Origin of the sequence: Streptomyces sp. 378 (genome assembly GCF_030124145.1) — a bacterium.
Taxonomy (GTDB): domain Bacteria; phylum Actinomycetota; class Actinomycetes; order Streptomycetales; family Streptomycetaceae; genus Streptomyces.
The window spans coordinates 143,255-161,257 of record NZ_JASKMS010000014.1; the positions used below are offsets into that span (position 1 = coordinate 143,255).

12 protein-coding genes are annotated in these 18,003 nt (G+C 69.8%); 7 read left to right on the top strand and 5 right to left on the bottom strand.

Annotation, left to right across the window (positions count from 1 at the left end):
* Positions 1–14: 14 nt before the first annotated feature.
* Genes QNO09_RS20475 through QNO09_RS20495 form a run of 5 tightly spaced genes read right to left on the bottom strand, consistent with a single transcriptional unit; the run spans position 15 to position 8,118 of the window.
* A complete protein-coding gene (locus tag QNO09_RS20475; RefSeq protein ID WP_283971659.1) occupies positions 15–3,356 on the bottom strand; it encodes an alginate lyase family protein in 3,342 nt (1,113 codons plus the stop codon).
* Positions 3,353–4,876: a glycosyl hydrolase family 28 protein gene (locus QNO09_RS20480; RefSeq protein ID WP_283971660.1), complete on the bottom strand. Its 1,524-nt coding sequence runs from the start codon at positions 4,874–4,876 to the stop codon at positions 3,353–3,355. Before QNO09_RS20480 ends, QNO09_RS20475 begins: the two co-directional genes overlap by 4 nt.
* Before the next feature lie 34 nt (positions 4,877–4,910).
* Positions 4,911–5,774 carry a carbohydrate ABC transporter permease gene (locus QNO09_RS20485; protein ID WP_283971661.1) on the bottom strand — a complete coding sequence of 288 codons (864 nt, stop codon included), beginning with the start codon at positions 5,772–5,774 and terminating at the stop codon, positions 4,911–4,913.
* Positions 5,771–6,769: a carbohydrate ABC transporter permease gene (locus QNO09_RS20490; protein ID WP_283971662.1), complete on the bottom strand. Its 999-nt coding sequence runs from the start codon at positions 6,767–6,769 to the stop codon at positions 5,771–5,773. The genes QNO09_RS20485 and QNO09_RS20490 overlap by 4 nt, the downstream gene beginning before the upstream one ends.
* Positions 6,766–8,118 (bottom strand): extracellular solute-binding protein, encoded by a 1,353-nt coding sequence (locus QNO09_RS20495; RefSeq protein ID WP_283971663.1) that lies wholly within the window; start codon positions 8,116–8,118, stop codon positions 6,766–6,768. The genes QNO09_RS20490 and QNO09_RS20495 overlap by 4 nt, the downstream gene beginning before the upstream one ends.
* Positions 8,119–8,537: 419 nt before the next feature.
* Here QNO09_RS20495 and QNO09_RS20500 point away from each other — a divergent pair, with 419 nt between their 5' ends.
* From QNO09_RS20500 to QNO09_RS20530, 7 genes are all read left to right on the top strand, one after another.
* Positions 8,538–9,551: a hydroxyacid dehydrogenase gene (locus QNO09_RS20500; RefSeq protein ID WP_283971664.1), complete on the top strand. Its 1,014-nt coding sequence runs from the start codon at positions 8,538–8,540 to the stop codon at positions 9,549–9,551.
* 572 nt (positions 9,552–10,123) lie between these two features.
* Positions 10,124–11,212, top strand: coding sequence for a LacI family DNA-binding transcriptional regulator (locus tag QNO09_RS20505; protein ID WP_283971665.1), 1,089 nt, complete (start codon positions 10,124–10,126; stop codon positions 11,210–11,212).
* A gap of 466 nt (positions 11,213–11,678) precedes the next feature.
* A complete protein-coding gene (locus tag QNO09_RS20510; protein ID WP_283971666.1) occupies positions 11,679–13,016 on the top strand; it encodes an ABC transporter substrate-binding protein in 1,338 nt (445 codons plus the stop codon).
* 8 nt (positions 13,017–13,024) lie between these two features.
* Complete coding sequence (locus tag QNO09_RS20515) at positions 13,025–13,909, top strand: carbohydrate ABC transporter permease (protein WP_283971667.1); 885 nt, start codon at positions 13,025–13,027, stop codon at positions 13,907–13,909.
* Entirely contained in the window at positions 13,909–14,823 is a 915-nt protein-coding gene (locus QNO09_RS20520; RefSeq protein WP_283971668.1) for a carbohydrate ABC transporter permease, read from the top strand. Before QNO09_RS20515 ends, QNO09_RS20520 begins: the two co-directional genes overlap by 1 nt.
* A gap of 92 nt (positions 14,824–14,915) precedes the next feature.
* A complete protein-coding gene (locus tag QNO09_RS20525) occupies positions 14,916–16,511 on the top strand; it encodes a glycoside hydrolase family 43 protein (RefSeq protein WP_283971669.1) in 1,596 nt (531 codons plus the stop codon).
* A gap of 186 nt (positions 16,512–16,697) precedes the next feature.
* Entirely contained in the window at positions 16,698–17,741 is a 1,044-nt protein-coding gene (locus QNO09_RS20530) for a LacI family DNA-binding transcriptional regulator (RefSeq protein WP_283971670.1), read from the top strand.
* The last annotated feature ends 262 nt before the right edge of the window (positions 17,742–18,003 follow it).

Here is an 18,003-nt window from a genome sequence, read left to right on the forward strand (position 1 = left end):
CGATCCGTGGAGTACTACAGGGGGGTGATTCTCACCTCGTCGAACTCGGCGGTGCTGCGGGCCAGGGGGTCGCGGGAGCAGACCACGAGGCCCACGTAGTAGGGGGCGTCACCAAAGCCGGGGATGTCCCCCTCGGCGAGGGGGGTGAAGGTGGCGCCGGCGTCGGCCGAGGCGGATGCGGTGAAGTGCGTACCGGTGCGCTTCAGCCGCAGCAGGCAGGGGGCGGTGACCGCCGCGTTGCCCGTGAAGGTGGACCTTCCGGCGACGGTCGGGCGCAGCATCAGCTGGGCGCTCGTGCCGCCGGTGACGATCGTCCCGGCCGCCTGGTCGAACGGCGACAGGGACTTGGCCATGAGCAGGCCGACCCGGTCGCCGGTGGCTCCGGCGCGGGAGACCAGGCGGACGGTGACCTCGCAGTCGCCGCTGGCGGGCCGTCGAACGAACTGGCCCGTCATGCCCTGGTTGTTGACGGTGAGGTCGGTCCCGGCACCCCGCACCACGAAGGTCCCGTCCTCGTGGGCGGTGCTGCCGGGCGTCCGGACGGCGACCACGCCGAGGGTGCCGTAGGCGCGGTCGTCGAGGATGACGTCGCCCAGGTCGCCGTGGGTCCAGGGCGCGGGTGGCGGGGTGCCGACCGTGAGGGTGAGCGTGCCGGTGGCGTCTGCGGCGGCGTTGCCCGCGGTGGTGGTGACGGTGAACTCACCGGTCCTTGTGGGGGCTCCGGAGATCAGGCCGGTGTGCTTGTCGAGGCGCAGGCCGTCAGGGAGCCCCTTCGCGGTGAAGCGGACGGGCTCGTGCGTGGCGCGCAGCAGGTGGGTGAAGGGGGCGCCCTTGTTCGCGAACGCCACGGTGGACGAGGTGAGTCGTGGCGCGCTCGGCGTCGGCATGGCCGCCTCCGCCGGCTCCGACAGCGGGCCGCGTCCGGCGCGGTTCGTCTTGGCCACCGCGTAGTGGTACGTCGTGCCGGGCCTGCCGGTCGCGTCGGCGTACCGGATGCGGGTGCCGAAGCCCACGGCGCCGATGCCGGAAGCGAGGCTCTCGAACGGGCCCTTGGCGGAGGTGGAGCGCAGCACCTGGTAGCGGGCCGACAGGTCCGGGTCGGTCCAGGTCAGCTCGACGGCGTCGGCGCCCTGGACGGCCCGCAGGTCGCCCGCGGCCCGGGCCGGGCGTGGCACGGACCAGATCTCGCCGCCCGTGCGGGAGGTGACGCCGACGTTGTCGAAGGCGCCGGTGCCGGTCTCGGCGAAGTCCTCGTCGACCCCGAGGCAGGAGGTGAGGGTGAGACCGACGTAGGCCGTCTTGCCCAAGTCGACCTCGCTGGAGCCGACTTCGGTCCAGTGGGTGCCGTCCGGGGAGATGGCGCCGGTGCAGCGGTCGCCCCGGCGGGTCACCCGGACCCAGTAGGGCATGCGCAGCCGGTAGCCGTCGCCCGCGCCCTCGACGTACGGGGCCTGAAGTGGGGTCGCCGACTCGGGGAGGTCGCCGAGGGAGGAGATCGGGAAGGCGGCGCTGGTGGTGATGGTCTGCTGCTGGGACGGTGGTACGGGCGTGCTGCCGGTGCCCTTGACCGCGGCCCCCGCCTTCGCCCGTACGGACCACACGCCGCTCCAGGTGTGCAGCGGCAGGCCCTGGATCAGCATGGCGGCATGCGCCGCGTCCGCGTCCAGGCCTGCGCGAACGGTGACGCCGATCTTTGAATACTGGGAGCTGAGGGGATACACGATCCGGGCGGTGATCGTGCCGTCGCCGCGCAGCGGCAGGTACGCCAGGCGGTGGGTGTCGGCGGTGCCGGACGCCTCCAGCACGAACCGCTCGCCGTCGAAGACGGCCGAGCCGGGAATCCTCACGTCCCCGACGTCCCGCGTCTCCCAGGGGTCGGGCAGCCCGGGGACCGCCGCCGCCCAGGCCGAACGGGCGCTGGTGCCCAGGGAGTTGGTGGCGGTGATCCGGTAGTAGGAGGGCCTGCCCGCGCGGGCGTCACGGTCGGTGTACGCCGGTTTGTCGAGGCCGCTCGCGATCGTCCCGTACGGTCCGTCGGCACCGGTCGCCCGCAGGACCGTGTACGACTCGGCCCACGCCGACGGCACCCACGCCACGGTGACGGACTTGTGGCCGCCCACCGCCGTGACACCGGCCGGAGCCGTGGGCCTGGCCGGGGACGGGGCCTTCGTGCCCGCGAAGGTGAGGGTGCCCCAGCTCGGCAGGTCGTCGTTGCTGCCCTCGACGACGCGGGCACCGCCCGTGCCGCGGAAGACGGCCGCCTTGGTGTAGGGGGCGTCGAGGCCCCGGACACCGGCGTAGTGCGCGTAGGCCATCTCGTAGATCGGAGGCAGGTTTCCGCGCCCGACGGCGGAGACGGACTTCTTGACGTACTTGCCGGTGCGGTCCAGGTCGGGGACGAAGGGCACGTCGCCGCCGAGGTTGTAGCGGGCGGCGTACTCCACGTTCTTCAGCAGCCGGTAGTCGTCGAAGGCGTACAGGTCGACGCCCTGGTTCCAGGCGACCTGCGCGGCGTCCGCGAGCAGGCCGACGGCGAGCTGCTCGTGGCCCTGGTCGCGCCCGGACTCCTGGCCCTGTCCCGCGTCCGTGACGATGCGGTGCGGGACGCTGCCGTTGCCCGCCCCGGCGGCGGCGAACCTGAGTGCGTCCTCGAAGAGGGTGGGCTCCTCGCAGAACACGCCGATGGCGAGGATCGACTGGACGGACGTCAGGTCCCAGTTGCCGTTGGCGTAGAGCATGTAGCCGGAGATCGCCGGATACCAGACGCGCAGGAAGGACTCCTCGCAGCGCGCGATGTCCTCCTTCGCCCAGCCGTCGTAGCCGGTGTGCCGCAGCAGTTCGGCGGCATTGACGAACTTGAAGACCTGGAGGCCCGCGCCGAGCGGCCCGTCGGCGCCGGTGACGGCCGTCAGGGACGCCGACCAGGCGTTGAGGATGTCGCGGGACTTGTCGGCGTAGGCACGCTCGCCCGTGACGCACCACATCAGCGCGGTCTGGTAGGCGGCGGCCGAGTCGGCGACGGCCTGGTTCTGGAAGTTGGTGGGGCCGCGACCCCAGGAGGTGATCTGGCCGGTGTTCTGGATGGTGTAGGTGGCCTTCGAGCGGGCGTGCGCCGCGAGCGCGAGGTAGCCGTCGTAGACCGGGGATTCCTTGGCGGCGACGGCGGCCTTCATACGCGCTATGGCGTCGGCGCTGTGCAGCAGCCCGGGGTGCGTGAAGGCGCGGAGCCCGGTGGTGCCGTCCTGGCCGGCCGCGCGGGCGCTGCCGGGCGCGAGCAGTCCGCCCGCGCCCGCCACCAGCAGCAGGGCCGCCGTGCCGCCGAGGAAGTTCCGGCGGCTCGGAGCAGATGTGGTCATGACGCGGCCGCCTCGGCGGTGGTGAGGAACTTGAGGTTCGTCACGTGCTCGTTGACGAACATGGGCACGCCGTCCGAGGCCAGGTACCACGTCGGCTTGCCCGTGCTGTCGGCGATCACCCTGCCGTTGACTCGGAGGTTCTCGAAGGTGACGTCCTTGATCGCGTGCTCCGCGTCGAGGCCGGCGATGATCGAGAGGTCGGCGTTCTTGCCGTTGTAGCTGAGGTCCTTGATGTAGACGGACTCGATGCCGCGGCCTGCCGACGTGTTGTACTTCGGGTTGTACTCGACCCGCATGTGGATGAGCTGGCCCCAGCGGAAGTCCTCCACGCGGATGTCGTCGAACCTGACGTCCCGGACGAGGTTGCTGTCACCGACCATGAAGGCGATGGCGCCCTGGTAGGTCACCTGCGGCTCGCGGTGGTCGAGGATGTCGATGTTCTCGTAGCGCAGGTTCTCCAGCATCTCGGGGGTGTCGGAATTTCCGTGCACGCCGATGTTGATCGGGTGGGCGACGTCGGCCCAGAGGGAGCAGTTCTTGACGGTGATGTTGCGGGTGTCGCCGTAGAAGTCCCAGCGGTGGGTGTAGAGGGCGACGCAGTCGTCGGAGGTGCGCAGGAAGCAGCCGTCGACCGTGACGTTCTCGGAGCAGTAGAGCTGGATGCCGTCACCCCAGCCCTGGTGGCTGAAGGCGCGCAGATTCCTGATGGTGAGGTTGTTGGACTCGGCGACTCTGATGTTCTCGTACCGGGGGTTGAGGATCGTGACGCCGTCGATCGTGACGTTGTCGCACTTGCGGACGAAGACCGCGCCACCGGTCGTGTCGTAGACCACGCCGCGGCCGATCAGCCGGCAGTTCTCCACGCCCTCGAAGATCACGCTGGACATGAGGACGGCGCCCGGGGCCAGGTAGACGGTAGTGCCGGTGGGCACCTTCAGGGTTCGGTCGGGGTGAGTGTGCAGACCGGGCCCGAAGTACATGACCTTCTTGTCGCCCTCGGTGGGCACGTTCTGCTCGAGCGGGTTCGCGAACAGGTGCAGGCAGTCGAAGATCTTGTCGTCGACCTGGACGACCAGGTTGCGGGGCCGGTCCAGTGTGAAGCGCGCGGTGCTGCCGAGCACCTCGGGCTTGATGCCGTACGAGTCCGGGCGGATGCGGACCTTCTCGCCGCCGCCCGGGTGGTACGTGACCTCGACCTCGACGGTGCCGGAGAAGTCGAAGGCGGCCCAGGAGGAGCTCTGGGCCTTGTTGCTGCCGGTGTTCGCGTCGATCAGTGCGAGCTTGGCAAGGTAGACGCCGAGCTTCTGCCAGGTGCCTCCGAGTGGCCGGACCTTGACGGTGAAGGAGTTGTTGACAGGCACCTTCGGAAGGGTCGGGTGGATGACCACTCGGTCGCCGGTGGTGCCGTTCTCCTCCGCCGCAGCGGCCTGTGTGGTGCCCGCGATGCCGCCGGCCAAGCCGGCGGCAGCGATGACACCGGCGGCCTGGAGGGTGGTTCGGCGTGACAGAGGCGTGTTCATGCGTAACTCCTTGCAAAAAGTTCGGTAAGAGGGGTTACTTCAGGCCGGTCGTGGACATCCCGGCGACGAAACCGCGCTGGGCGATCAGGAAGATCAGCAGGATCGGCACGACGTACATCACGGAGGCCGCGGCCTGGAGGTTGGTGATCGGCGAGCCGGCCTGGGTGACGTAGGTGGACATGATGGCCACGGCGAGTGTGGTGCGGTCGGTGGAGAGCAGCAGCTGCGGGGCGATGTAGTCGCCCCAGGTCCAGGTGAAGGCGATGATGAAGCTCGCGGACAGCACCGGCCAGGACTGCGGCAGGAAGATGCGCCAGAAGATCATGCCGTAGCCGCAGCCGTCGACGATCGCGGCCTCCTCCAGCTCACGGGGCAGGCCGGCGAAGAACTGGCGGAAGAGGAAGACCAGATACGGGGCCGCGGCCAGCCCCCAGAGCACCCACGGCCAGTACGTGTCGACCATGCCGAGCTTCGCGAAGATCAGGTAGGTCGGCAGCAGAGTGATCATCTGGGGCAGCATCATCGAGCCGAGCAGGATGCCGAACAGCCACTTCTTTCCGGGCGCGTCGAGGCGGGCGAAGCCGAAGCCGACCCAGGCGGAGCTGAGGGTGACGAGTGTGGCGTAGAGGAGGGCGATGATCAGGGAGTTGCGGGCGTAGCCGAGGAAGTCGACGAGGTTGAAGGCGTCGGCGAAGTTGTGCCACTCGAAGTGGGTGGGCAGCCAGTGCACGGGGGCTGCGGCCGTCTCCGCGGAGGTCTTCAGGCCGGTGAGCAACAGCCAGCCGAAGGGCCCGAGGAGCAGTCCGGTGATGACGACGAGGACCGTGTAGAGGACGAGGCGGCTGACGCGGACCTTGACGCGGGCAGGCGACTTGGGGGGAAGACTGGCGGCGGTCACTTCTTCGCCTCCGGGTCGACGTTGTAGAACACCATGCCGGACGCGAACTTGAAGATGATTCCGGTCACGATGAGGATCAGGACGAAGAGCACCCACAGCAGCGCGGAGGCGTAGCCGTAGCGGCCGAGCGCGAAGTACTGGGCGAACACGTGCATCATGTAGAGGTAGTTGGACTGCGGGACGGTCGTGACGCTGCCCGTGGTGCCGATCGGGGCCAGCAGCAGCGGCATGATGGTCTGCACGGACGCGATCACCCCGGTCACCGTCTGGAAGAGCAGCACGGGGGACAGCAGCGGTACGGTGATGCTGCGGAAGGTGCGCCAGGCGCTCGCTCCGTCGATGCGGGCGGCCTCGTGCAGTTCACGCGGGACGTCCTGGAGCCCGGCCAGCGAGATGATCATGATGTTTCCGGCGGTCCAGAGCACGGTCATCAGCAGGACGTAGCGGGCATAGGGGTCGGCCATCCAGCCCACGGCGTCGAAGCCGAAGAGGGTCAGGACGCCGTTGGCGGCACCGGAGTTCTGGTCGAAGAGCGTCTTGAAGGCGATACCGGCGCCCACCGGGGGCACCACGGCCGGCAGATAGAGCAGGGTGCGGAACAGGCCCCGCGCCTTCAGGGGCCGGTTGACCAGCACGGCCAGGCCGAGTCCGGAGATGATGGACAGCGGTACCGAGGTCAACGCGAACAGCCCCGCGCGCCCCAGGGAGTCCCAGGTCGTGGGGTCCGAGAAGAGCTCGCTGTAGTTGCCGAGCCCGACGTACGTCCAGTGCGGCGAGATGCCGTCGTACGTGGTGAAGCTCAGCCACAGCGCGTACGCCATCGGCACGATGGTCAGCAGCAGGAAGCCGATGATCCACGGCGAGGTGAACATGTAGAACGCGCGGTGTCGGCGCGCTGTCATGGAGACCCGCGGCCGGCCTGCCTGCCGGGCGTCACGGGCGGTCACCGTCGAGCGGGTCCGCTGTGCGGCCGAGTTGAGCTGATCGACGGTCATGCCACCTGCTCCTTACCGCGCTTGATCTGCTCGTTGATGACCGAGTTCAGGCGCCTGGCGAGGGCGTCGACGGACATCTCGCCCTTCATCGCGGCCGGGGCGATCTGGTTGAACAGGGCGTCGAAGGAGTCGCCGGTGATGTAGGGGCTGAAGGCGACCACCGAGAAGTGCTTCAACTCGTTCTCCTGCACCTTCAGCACCCGCTTCTGGTACTCCGTCCGGGCCGGCATCAGCGGACGCAGGGACTTCAGGGTGGGAATGCCCCAGCCGCCGGCGGCGCGCGCCTTGGCCGGCGCCTCGCCGAAGAACCACTCGAAGACCCGCCACGCGGCGTCCTTGTTCTTCGCCTTGCGCGGCATCCACAGGCCGGTGCCGCCCTGACAGGGGCTGAGCCGGGGACCGCCCGCGAACTTCGGGGCGGGGGCGAGTCGGGAGACCTCGGCCAGCTTCTCGTCGGTGTTGATCATGCCGCCCATCCAGTAGCCGGAGTTCGACATGGCCATGCGCCCGGCCTGGTAGGTGGGCCCGTCCCAGCCGTTGGGGTCGAGCAGGATGAGGCTCGGCCCGACCTTGGCCTTGCAGAAGTCGATGTACCAGGTCAGCGCCTTGCGCGCCTCGGGGGTGGTGAAGTCGACGCGGGAGAAGTCGTCATCGAAGAGGCTGCCGCCGGCGGACGCCGTCAATCCGGTCAGGAGCGCGGCCCGGGTGAGCCCGCTGTAGGTGCCGCCGAAGACGGTCGTCTGGCCGTTCTTGCGCCGCACCAGGCGCCTGGCGTTCTCGAGCCACTCCTCGAACGTGATCGGCTCGAGCTCCGCCGGGTAGTCGACCCCGGCCTTGTCGAAGGACGCGGTGTTGTACCAGTACATCGAGTCCTGGGAGAAGTCCTTCGCCATGCCGTAACGGGGACCCTTGCCCTGGGTCTTCCCGTCGAACCGCCACAGATCGTTGACCGGGTCCAGGTCGTCGAGCTTGAGAACGCCGCTCTTGGCGAAGTAGGGGTCCAGCTCCTCCATCACGTCGCGGGCCGCGAAGTACGCCGTGTCCGTGGCGCCGACGGCACGCACCAGGTCGGGTGGGTTGCCGGCGGTGAGCATGGCGATCAGTTTGGTGATGTCCTGCTGCACCGTCTTGATCGTGATCCCGGTGTCCTTCTGGCACTGCCTGATGAGTTCCGGCGCGATGTCCTCGGGCTTGACCATCAGGGTGACGCTGTCGCCCGAGCCACCGCTCACGCTGTCGGACACCTGCAGGGCGCAACCGCTCAGGGCTGCCGCGCCGGACACGGCGCCGCCCGCGGAGAGGCTGAGGAATCGGCGGCGGCTCAGGGAAGCACCAGCACGTGGGTGCATGAACGCACCACCTCCTGCTCTTGCTGTTCGAGATACCGGTCAGATGACGGAAGGCCGACCGGAGAGCGTCACTTTGGCAACCGGTTGTTGTACGTGGGCAGAGCTTCATCCCGCCCGCATGGTGCGTCAAGAGCCTGAGCGGATTTTCGAAAAGACTGTGAGGAGGGAACCGGTTGCCGTACGGCCTCTTGTCGCTGCGTAGCGCCGACGACGGACCGCCCGAGGCTGACCTCCCTCCACCGAAACAGCAGTAATCGATTTCCGGAATCAGTCGCACTGCTGGGTCATGACGTAGGGGTGGCGCTGAACCGAACCCTGCAAAGCTCGCCCCGGCCGGGCGATTGACCACCGCTTCCCTGCGGATCTACGGTAGAAGACGCTTTCTGAAACTGTTTCCATCCCTCTGCTCCAGGAGAGTCATGCCCAGCCCTCAGCTGCCGCGGGCCGTGTTCGCGATGGACCCGGTGCACCTCCCGCTGCTCTTCCCTCCGCCGCTGATGGAGCGGCTGAGGCGCACGGCCGACATCGATCCCGGGCTGGTGGTGCGTGACTTCGCCGATCCGGCCGGCGCCGACGCACTGGCCTCCGCCGAGGTGCTGATCACCGGCTGGGGCTGCCCCCATCTGGACGCCGGTGCCCTCGCGGCGGCCCCGAAGCTCGACGCCGTGCTGCACGCGGCCGGCTCCGTCCGCTCCCTGGTCGGCGAGGCCCTGTGGGAACGCGGGGTCAAGGTGTCCAGCGCGGTGACGGGCAACGCCCTGCCGGTCGCGGAGTACACGCTCGCGATGATCCTGCTGCTCGGCAAGGACGCCTTCGACCATCGCGAGCGTTTCCGCCGGACCCACGCCTACCCGGGCCCGGCCGAGACCTCGACGACCGGCAACCTCGGCCGTCGGGTCGGTGTCATCGGCGCCTCCCGCGTGGGCCGCCGACTGCTGGAACTGCTGCGGCCCTTCGACCTCACCGTCCTGCTGCACGACCCGTACGTGAGCCCCGCCGAGGCCGCCGCCCTCGGTGCCGAGTCGCTGTCGCTGGAGGACCTGCTCCGGCACAGCGACATCGTGAGCGTGCACGCCCCCGACATCCCCGCGACCCAGCACATGCTCGACCGCGACCGGCTCGCGCTGATGCGGGACGGCGGCGTGCTCGTCAACACCGCCCGCGGCGCGCTGGTCGACCACGAGGCACTCACCGACGAGCTGGTCTCCGGCCGGCTGAACGCGGTGCTGGACGTCACCGACCCGGAGCCGCTGCCCGCCGGATCGCCGCTGTACCACCTGCCCAACGTGTTCCTCACCCCGCACATCGCCGGCTCCCTCGGCAACGAACTGGAGCGTCTCGGCCGCATCGTCGTCGAGGAACTGGAGCGCCTGGCGGCAGGCGTACCGCCGCTCCACGAGGTGCGGCACGCGGATCTGGCACGGGTGGCGTGACGCCGGGACGGCGTGAGGCCCGTTGTCCACAGGCCCTCGATGACGTTGTCCGCCCGTTGCCCACAGACCCTCCAGCCTGGAGGAACGATGGGATACCGTTTCCGCACGGTGGCCTCGGCGGCAGGCTCGGTCTGCTCGGTCGGGCCGGTCTGCTCGGTCGGGCCGGAATGTCCGGGCTGGGAGAGTCGGAGACCTCGGGGCCGCGAGGACCGGTTCGCAGCAGGACCGGACCCGACCGCACGGCGCGACCGCGTCTTGTGGCCGGGCCGGGCGGCAACGGACCGGGACGGGGCGGGCCGAAGCGCGGCCGGACCGAGGCGCGGCGGACCGTGGCACGACGGACCGACGTACCACGGGCCGACGCACCGAGCCCGCGGCACCACGGCCGACGCACCAAGGCCCGGGGGCCAGCGCCCCGGCCACCGGCCGCGACACCCCGGCCCCGCCACCGGCCGGACACCGCAACACCCCGGGCCGCCACTGGCCGGACCGCAACACCCTGGCCACCACCGGCCGGACCGCGACAACCGGACCACAACGGACCGGGTCACCACCATGAAGGAGCCGCAAGGGTGAGTCAGCGCAAGGCGACGAGTGACGCCGGCCGGGCGACCATCCGTGATGTCGCGGAGCGCGCGGGCGTCTCCGTGGCCAGCGTCTCGCGGGTGCTGTCCGGGAACTACCCGGTGTCGGAGGAGCTGCGCCGCCGGGTGATGAAGGTGGTCCGGGACCTGGACTACGTCACCAACGCCCATGCCCGTTCGCTCGCCGGCGGCGGCACACCGACGGTGGCGATCCTCATCAACAACATCACCGGCGCCGCCTTCGCCCACGTGGCGAAGGGCGTCGAGGGCGCCGCCACCCTGCGCGGCTGGCTCTCCCTGGTCGGCACGACCGGTGACGACCCCGAGCGGGAACTCGCGCTGGTGAACCTCATGCGCCAGCAGGGCGTAGCCGCCGTGATCCTGCTCGGTGGCGCCTACGACTACGACGAGTACCAGCTGCGCATGGCCCGCTTCGCCCGTTCCCTGGACGCGGCGGGCTCGCACCTGGTTCTGGTGGGCCGGCCCCCGCTGGAGGGCGACGTCCCGGCGACGACCGTCGACTACGACAACGAGGGCGGTGCCTACGCGATGGCCAGCCACCTGCTCTCGGCCGGCCACCGCCGCGTCCTCGTCCTGCCCGGCCACGCCGAACTGACCACCGCTCAGGCCCGGTCGCGGGGCGCCCAGCGGGCCTTCGAGGCGTACGGGGTGCCGTTCGATCCGGGGCTGGTGCGGCACGGCCGGTACGACTACGAGCACGGGTACGAGGCCGTCGAGACGGCGCTGCACGAGACGCCGGACTTCACCGCGGTGCTGGCCGGGACGGACGTGGTCGCCGCGGGTGCCATGCAGGCACTGCGCGCGGCGGGCCTGCGGGTGCCCGAGGACGTCTCGATCGTCGGCTACGACGACATCCCGCTCGCCTCACAGCTCACGCCCCAACTCACCACCGTGCACGTGCCGTACGAGGAGATGGGCCGGGTCGCGCTGCGGGCGGTGGCCGACCGGCGCGAGGGCGGCGCGGGCCGCCGCAAGAGCGCCGACGGCGACCATCTGGTGCTGGGCACCCATGTCGTCGTCCGTAACTCGGTCCAGCCGCCTCCACGGCGCGGATAGCCACCTGCCCACACATCGGATGGCCACCTGCCCCGCGTGGTGGGCACACCCGTCCAGGGCGGCCCACCGCCGCCGCAGCCACAGTCACCACTGAGAGCGTTACGTAACCGGTTTCTCCATCCTTTACGGCCTGCTCCAGGGCCTGCCGCCATGCTCCCCCAGCCTCGGCACCGAGTATCCGAAAACCCCCCTGACCTGCGCCCATGTGGCGCAGGACGGGAAACACCTCCGGTGCACCCAGCCCTAACCGCCCGGCCCACCCGCCGTAACAAATTCCCGCGCACCTCTTGCTATGAGCGGACACATCCGCCTACCGTCCCAGCAACCGCTTACTACAGCTTCCGCTTGGCCGAACCCCCCGCAACCGCGAGCCGACGTTTTCCGGCCGCCGTTCCTGGCCGGCACCCCCGAGCCGCCGCCGTCCTCTCGTTCTGAGAAACGCCCTATTCCGAAGGATCACGGTCAGATGAACTTCACGAGCCCCCGGAGAAGGTTCGCCTCCGCCGCTGTCGCGGGTATCGCGCTGACAGGTCTGCTCTCCGCCTGCGGCGGATCCGGCTCGGATGACGACGCCGCGTCGAAGTCCGGCCCGGTCACGCTCCCCTTCTGGGGCTGGGCCAACGGCCAGGAGGCGGTCGTCAAGGCGTTCAACGCCTCGCACAAGGACGTCCAGCTGAAGTACACCAAGGTCACCGACCAGCTGACCATGCAGAAGCAGCTGACCAACGCGGTCAAGGCCGGCAACGCCCCCTGCCTGGTGCAGAACACCGCCGAGTACGTGACGAGCTGGGTCTCTCAGGACGCGCTCGCCGACATCACGCGGTACGTCGAGGGCGAGAAGAGCAAGTTCAACACCGGTGCCTGGGTGAGCGCGCAGGTGCAGGGCAAGCTCTACGGAGTGCCCACCAGTTCGGCGCCCCAGTTCACGATCTACCGCACGGACATCTTCAAGAAGTACGGGCTCGAGCCCCCGGCGACCTGGGACGACTTCATCGCCGCGGGCAAGGTCCTGAAGAAGCACAACATCAAGATCACCAACTACGCCGGTGAGGACCCGAGCACCCTGGAGGTGCTCGCGATGCAGGCGGGGGCGCACTGGTATGCCATCGACGGCAACGCCTGGAAGGTGGACTTCCAGGACGAGGGCACCCTGAAGGCCGCGAAGGTGATCCAGGAGATCATCGACAACGACCTGAACGCCAAGCTGTCCTTCGCCGACTACGCGGCCGTGCAGCGCAGCTACGACTCCGGCGCCACCGCGACCCGGCAGATCTCCACCTGGCAGATGGCCGGCATGGTGCAGAACTTCACCAAGTCCTTCGGCGACTGGGCCCTGGCCCCCTGGCCGGCGTACCAGGGTGAGGCGGCCAAGACACCGGCCGGTACGAACCTGACCGGCAGCGTGACCCTGGTGACCAAGCAGTGCAAGGACCAGGAGCAGGCGGCCCGGGCGGCGCTGTGGATGTCGACGAACCAGGACGCGGTCAAGACGATGGCGAGCCCGGAGACCGGCAACGGCGTGATGCCCGCGCTGGCCGACAGCGATTCCTACGTCGGTGAGTCGATCTCGCGGAAGCTGCTCGGCAAGAACTACGACCCGGCGAAGAAGGTCGTCACGGACAGCCTGGGCACCGTCACCACCGACTGGACCTACGGGCCCAACTGGACCGCGATGTTCACCGAGCTCCAGGCGGGCTGGGCCAAGGTCGTCAACAAGGAGCAGAAGGTCACCGACCTGCTCGCGCACATGCAGGAGTGGACGGTCAAGGACCTGAAGTCCCGCGGTATCAGCGTCAAGGGCTGAGGCATTCGATGATTCGCTCCATGCGCTGGAAGGGTGCCGCGTTCACGGTGCCCTTCCAGCTCGGCTTCCTCTTTCTGTATCTGCTCCCGATCGGCTACGCGGTCTACGAATCGCTGTTCACGGAGAAGCAGTCCGGGCTGGGTCTCGGCGGGGCGACGACGGAGTTCGTCGGGCTCGACAACTACACCCAGGGGCTGACGGACTCGGCGTTCATGACCTCCATCTTGCGGGTGGTGCTCTTCGCCTGTGTCCAGATCCCGGTGATGCTGGTGATCAGCCTGTTGCTGGCGCTGTTCCTGGACGCGCTCACGTCCCGGGTGACGAGCAGGTTCCGGATCGTGCTGCTGGTGCCGTACATGATTCCCGGCGTGGTGGCGGCGATCGTGTGGGTCAACCTCTACAGCCCGGATGTCGGCCCGCTCACCGCGATCGGCAAGACGCTCGGTTTCGACTGGAACTTCTTCGCGCCGTCGATGGTGTGGCCGTCCATCGGCAATCTGCTGACCTGGCACGGCATCGGCTACAACATGGTGATCATCTACTCGGCGCTGCAGGGCGTGCCCCGCGAGTTGTTCGAGGCGGCCCGGCTGGACGGTGCCTCGGAGCTGCGGATCGCGCGCAACATCAAGATCCCGTTCGTGCGCGGGGCGCTGGTGCTGACGGGTCTGCTGTCGATCATCCAGATGCTGCAGATCTTCAATGAGCCGGCGCTGTTCCGGAACATCACCCCGCAGACGGTCAGCGACAGCTTCACCCCGATCATGATCATCTACAACCAGGCGTTCAACGCGGGCGACTACAACTACGCGGCCGCCCTGTCGGTGCTGCTCGCCCTGATCCTGGGCATCGCCTCCTTCCTCTTCTACCGGCTCACCTCGAAGGAGGCGGACTGATGACGCTGACCGAGCAGGCCACCGAGCGGCCCGAGGTCCGCGGCGTCCGGCGTCTGTCCCAGCCGGACCCGGCCTCCCGCGGGCGCGGCGGTCAGCGTTTCCTCCTGGTCGGGCTGGTGCTGGCCAGTGCCTACAGCCTGTTCCCGGTGTGGTGGCTGATCGTCGCCGCGACGAAGGACCGCACGGCGCTGTACCAGAGCAACGGCCTGTGGTTCTCGGGGTGGCACCTGTGGGACAACCTGCATCAGGTGTTCACGTACCAGGACGGGATCTTCCTGCGGTGGACGGCCAACTCGTTCCTGTACGCGGGCGTCGGCTCCCTCGGCGGCACGCTGATCGCGCTCGCAACCGGTTACGGACTGGCCCGCTTCGACTTCCCCGGGCGTAACGCGATCTTCGCGTGTGTCGTGGGCTCGTTCCTGATCCCGATCGCGCTGCTGACCCTGCCGCTGTATCTGCTGTTCTCCGCGATCGGCATGGTGGACACGCCATGGGCGATGCTGATCCCCTGCCTGATCAACCCGTTCAGCGTGTACCTGGCCAAGGTGTACACGGAGGCGACGATCCCCTACGAGCTGCTGGAGGCGGCCCGGATCGACGGCGCCGGCGAGCTGCGGATCTTCTTCAGCATCGTGCTGCGGATGATGACGACGGGCGGGGCGACGGTGTTCCTGCTCGCCTTCGTGAACACCTGGAACGCCTTCTTCCTGCCGCTGACGGTGCTGCGCGGCAAGGAGAACTGGACGCTCAACCTCGGCCTCTACAACTGGACCGGCACGCGCCTGGAGTCCGGCATCGACCTGACGGGCCTGGTACTGACCGGAGCGCTGCTGTCCATCGTCCCGATGGCGATCATGATGGTCGCGATGCGCCGCTACTGGCGCACGGGCGTGACCCTCGGCGCCCTCAAGTGATCCCCCTTCGCCGTTTCCCCTGACTCCTGGGGGCCGCAGGTGACCCTGACTCCCCGCGGCCCTCAGGTGACCGACGCTCCGGGAGCCCCCGCGTGACCGTCCTGCACAACCCCGTCCTCCGCGGCTTCGCCCCCGACCCGTCGCTGGTCCGGGTCGGCGAGTGGTACTACGTGGCGACCAGCTCCTTCGAGTGGTTCCCTACGATCCCGGTCCACCGCTCCCGGGACCTGTCCCACTGGGAGTACGCGGGTCACGTCCAAGGGGCGGCCCCCGGGAACTCGCTGGCCGGTGTGCCCGACTCGGGCGGCGTCTGGGCGCCGTCGCTGAGCTGGGACGGGGAACGGTTCTGGGTGACGTACACCGTCGTGCGCTCGGTCGGCACGCCGTACTTCGACCTCGACACGTACATCTCGACGGCCACCCGCGTCGGCGGCGAGTGGAGCGCTCCGCGCCGGGTCGCGAGCCACGGCTTCGACCCGGCCCTGTTCCACGAGGACGGCCGGCTGTGGCTGCTGAACCTGCAGAACGACCACCGGCCGGGGGGTGACCGGTTCGCGGGGATCGTCGTGACGGAGCTGGACCGGGACACGCTGGAACCGGTCGGCGACGCGCACCTGCTGCTCCAGCACGACCGGCTGATCGAGGGGCCGAAGCTGCTGCGGCGCGACGGCTGGTACTACCTGGTGCTCGCGGAGGGCGGCACGGGCTGGGAGCACGGGGTGCGGGTGGCTCGGAGCAAGGAGCTGACAGGGCCGTACGAACTCGACGCACGGCCCCTGCTGACCACCCGGGACGATCCGGACGCGCCGTTGCAGAAGGCCGGGCACGGCGAGCTGGTCGAGACGCCGGACGGGCAGTGGCTGCTGAGCCATCTGACGGCCCGTCCGCTGCACACCCCGCAGGGCCGCCGCTGCCCGCTCGGCCGGGAGACCGCGATCCAGGCGGTCACCTGGGACGCCGGGGGCTGGCCCCGGCTGCGGCAGGGAGGCTGGCATCCCGCGGTCGAGGTCGACGTACCGACGCGGCCGCACCCGCTGCCACCGGCCGCGGCGGCGGAGGACCTGTCCTGGCCGTGGAGCACCCTGCGCGAGCCGCCGGACCCGTCCTGGGCCGACACCACGGCTCGGCCCGGGTGGATCCGGTTGCGCGGCCGGCACGGGCCGGAGTCCCGGTGGGCGGCCGGACTGCTGGCCCAGCGCGTCACCGAGCACCGAGCGGAGGCCCAAGTCACCGTGGAGGCAAGGCCGGTCACCTTCACCCAGGCGGCCGGGCTGGTGCTCTGGTACAACCCCGAGGCGTATCTCGCCCTGGACCTGACGTGGGCGGAGCCGGAGGGCGAGCCGCAGCGCGGACAGCAGTGGGGAAGCACCGCGGACGGCCGTACGGTGCTCAGCCTCGTCGAACGCGACGAGGACGGCGTGCGGCAGGTCGCTGTCGTCGGCGTGCCGGAGCACGGGCCGGTCACGCTGGGGGTGACGGTCGAGGGGGCCGACGCGCGCTTCTGGTACGTACGCGACGGGGTGCGCACGGCGGTCGGTCCGGCGCTGGACTTCGGCCGGCTGTCCGACGACCACGGCTCCCGGCTGCGGTTCACGGGGGCGATGGCGGGGATCCACGCCCGGGACCTCGTGGACGCGGCGTTCACGGCGGACTTCACCGGGTTTCGGCTGACCTGCGCACCCGGCTGACGGTGTCGTTCGGGGTTTCGAAAGTTTTGCCCGGCGCGTGGCAAAGAATTCAGTTATCTTCCCGCCGTCCTGCGCCGCACCTACAGTAGGAAGCGCTTTCTGCCCGGCCGGACCTCGTGACCGCCGTGTGCAGTGCTGGTCGAAACTTTCCACGGCCCACGGGCGGGCCGGAGAGGTGGGTTCCCGATGGTCCGTACGGCGAGTGCGAGCGTGACGGCCGGTCCGACGCTGGCGGTCGTGGCGCGCGAGGCGGGGGTGTCGGTGCCGACCGCGTCGAAGGTGGTCAACGGCCGCGAGGACGTGGCACCCGAGACCCGCCGCCGTGTGACCGAGGCGCTGGACCGGCTCGGGTACGTGCGCAGACCCCGCTTCGACGCGGCGAAGCCGCCCCGGCTGATCGATCTGGTCGTGCACTCGCTGGAGAGCTCCTGGTCGGGCGCGGTGCTGCACGGTGCGGAGGAGGCGGCGCACGACGCGGGCCTGGAGGTCGTGGTGTCGGCGGCGCTGATCCGCTCCCGGGTCGGCCGCCCGGAGCGCGGCTGGCTGGACAAGCTGATCGCCCGGGGCTCCTCCGGGGTCCTGTTCAACCTGGCCGAGCTCAGCGACTCGCAGTACGCGTGGCTGGAGCAGCACCGCATCCCGTTCGTGATGCTCGACCCGGTGCAGGAACCGCCGGAGGGCGTGGTCTCGGTGGGGGCGGCGAACTGGCGGGGCGGTCTGACCGCCACGGAGCATCTGCTGTCGCTGGGGCACGAGCGGGTGGCCGTCATCGCCGGTCCCCGCCGCACGATGTGCAGCAGCGCCCGGGTCGCCGGGTACCGCTCGGCGCTCGCGTCGGCCGGGGTCCGGCACCGCCCCGACTACGTCCGGCACGCCGGTTTCGACGAGCGGGTCGCCCACCGCCGCATGCTGGAGCTCCTCGACCTGCCCGAGCCGCCGACCGCCGTCTTCGTCTGCTCGGACCGGATGGCGCTGGGTGTCTACGCGGCCCTGGCCGACAGGGGGTTGAGGGTTCCGGACGACATCAGCGTGGTCGGCTTCGACGACCTGCCCGAGGCCCGCTGGGCCTCCCCCGCCCTGACCACCGTCCGCCAGCCGCTGTCCGAGATGGCCGCGACGGCCCTGCGGTCGCTGCTGCGTCTGATGGACGGCCATCATCCGGAGTCCACACGCACGGAGCTGTCGACGCGTCTGGTGGAAAGGGCGAGCACGGCGGCGCCGCGCGCATAGGAGGTGCCGGGGCCTCAGTGGCGTCGACCTCGAGGTCCCCGAGGGTGCGCAGGGCGGCGATGCCCCCGGGAGGGAGTCGTCCCGGTGGCCGGTGGCGCGGGTGTGGACGAGCAGTCGTGGTGCCGTGACATCCGAACGCAGGTGATCCGAGGCCGCCGGGCGGGCCGGTTCGGCGACCGAAATTTTCGGGCCCGGCGCCGCCCGGCCCGGCCGGACCGGGGTGTCCGATTCGTTCAAGACCGGGCTGCGCGGGTCTGCCTAC

Coding starts and splice junctions, on each gene's coding strand:
- QNO09_RS20475 (WP_283971659.1), bottom strand. CDS start 3,356: ATGACCACATCTGCTCCGAGCCGCCGGAACTTCCTCGGCGGCACGGCG.
- QNO09_RS20480 (WP_283971660.1), bottom strand. CDS start 4,876: ATGAACACGCCTCTGTCACGCCGAACCACCCTCCAGGCCGCCGGTGTC.
- QNO09_RS20490 (WP_283971662.1), bottom strand. CDS start 6,769: ATGACCGTCGATCAGCTCAACTCGGCCGCACAGCGGACCCGCTCGACG.
- QNO09_RS20495 (WP_283971663.1), bottom strand. CDS start 8,118: ATGCACCCACGTGCTGGTGCTTCCCTGAGCCGCCGCCGATTCCTCAGC.
- QNO09_RS20500 (WP_283971664.1), top strand. CDS start 8,538: ATGCCCAGCCCTCAGCTGCCGCGGGCCGTGTTCGCGATGGACCCGGTG.
- QNO09_RS20510 (WP_283971666.1), top strand. CDS start 11,679: ATGAACTTCACGAGCCCCCGGAGAAGGTTCGCCTCCGCCGCTGTCGCG.
- QNO09_RS20515 (WP_283971667.1), top strand. CDS start 13,025: ATGATTCGCTCCATGCGCTGGAAGGGTGCCGCGTTCACGGTGCCCTTC.
- QNO09_RS20520 (WP_283971668.1), top strand. CDS start 13,909: ATGACGCTGACCGAGCAGGCCACCGAGCGGCCCGAGGTCCGCGGCGTC.
- QNO09_RS20530 (WP_283971670.1), top strand. CDS start 16,698: ATGGTCCGTACGGCGAGTGCGAGCGTGACGGCCGGTCCGACGCTGGCG.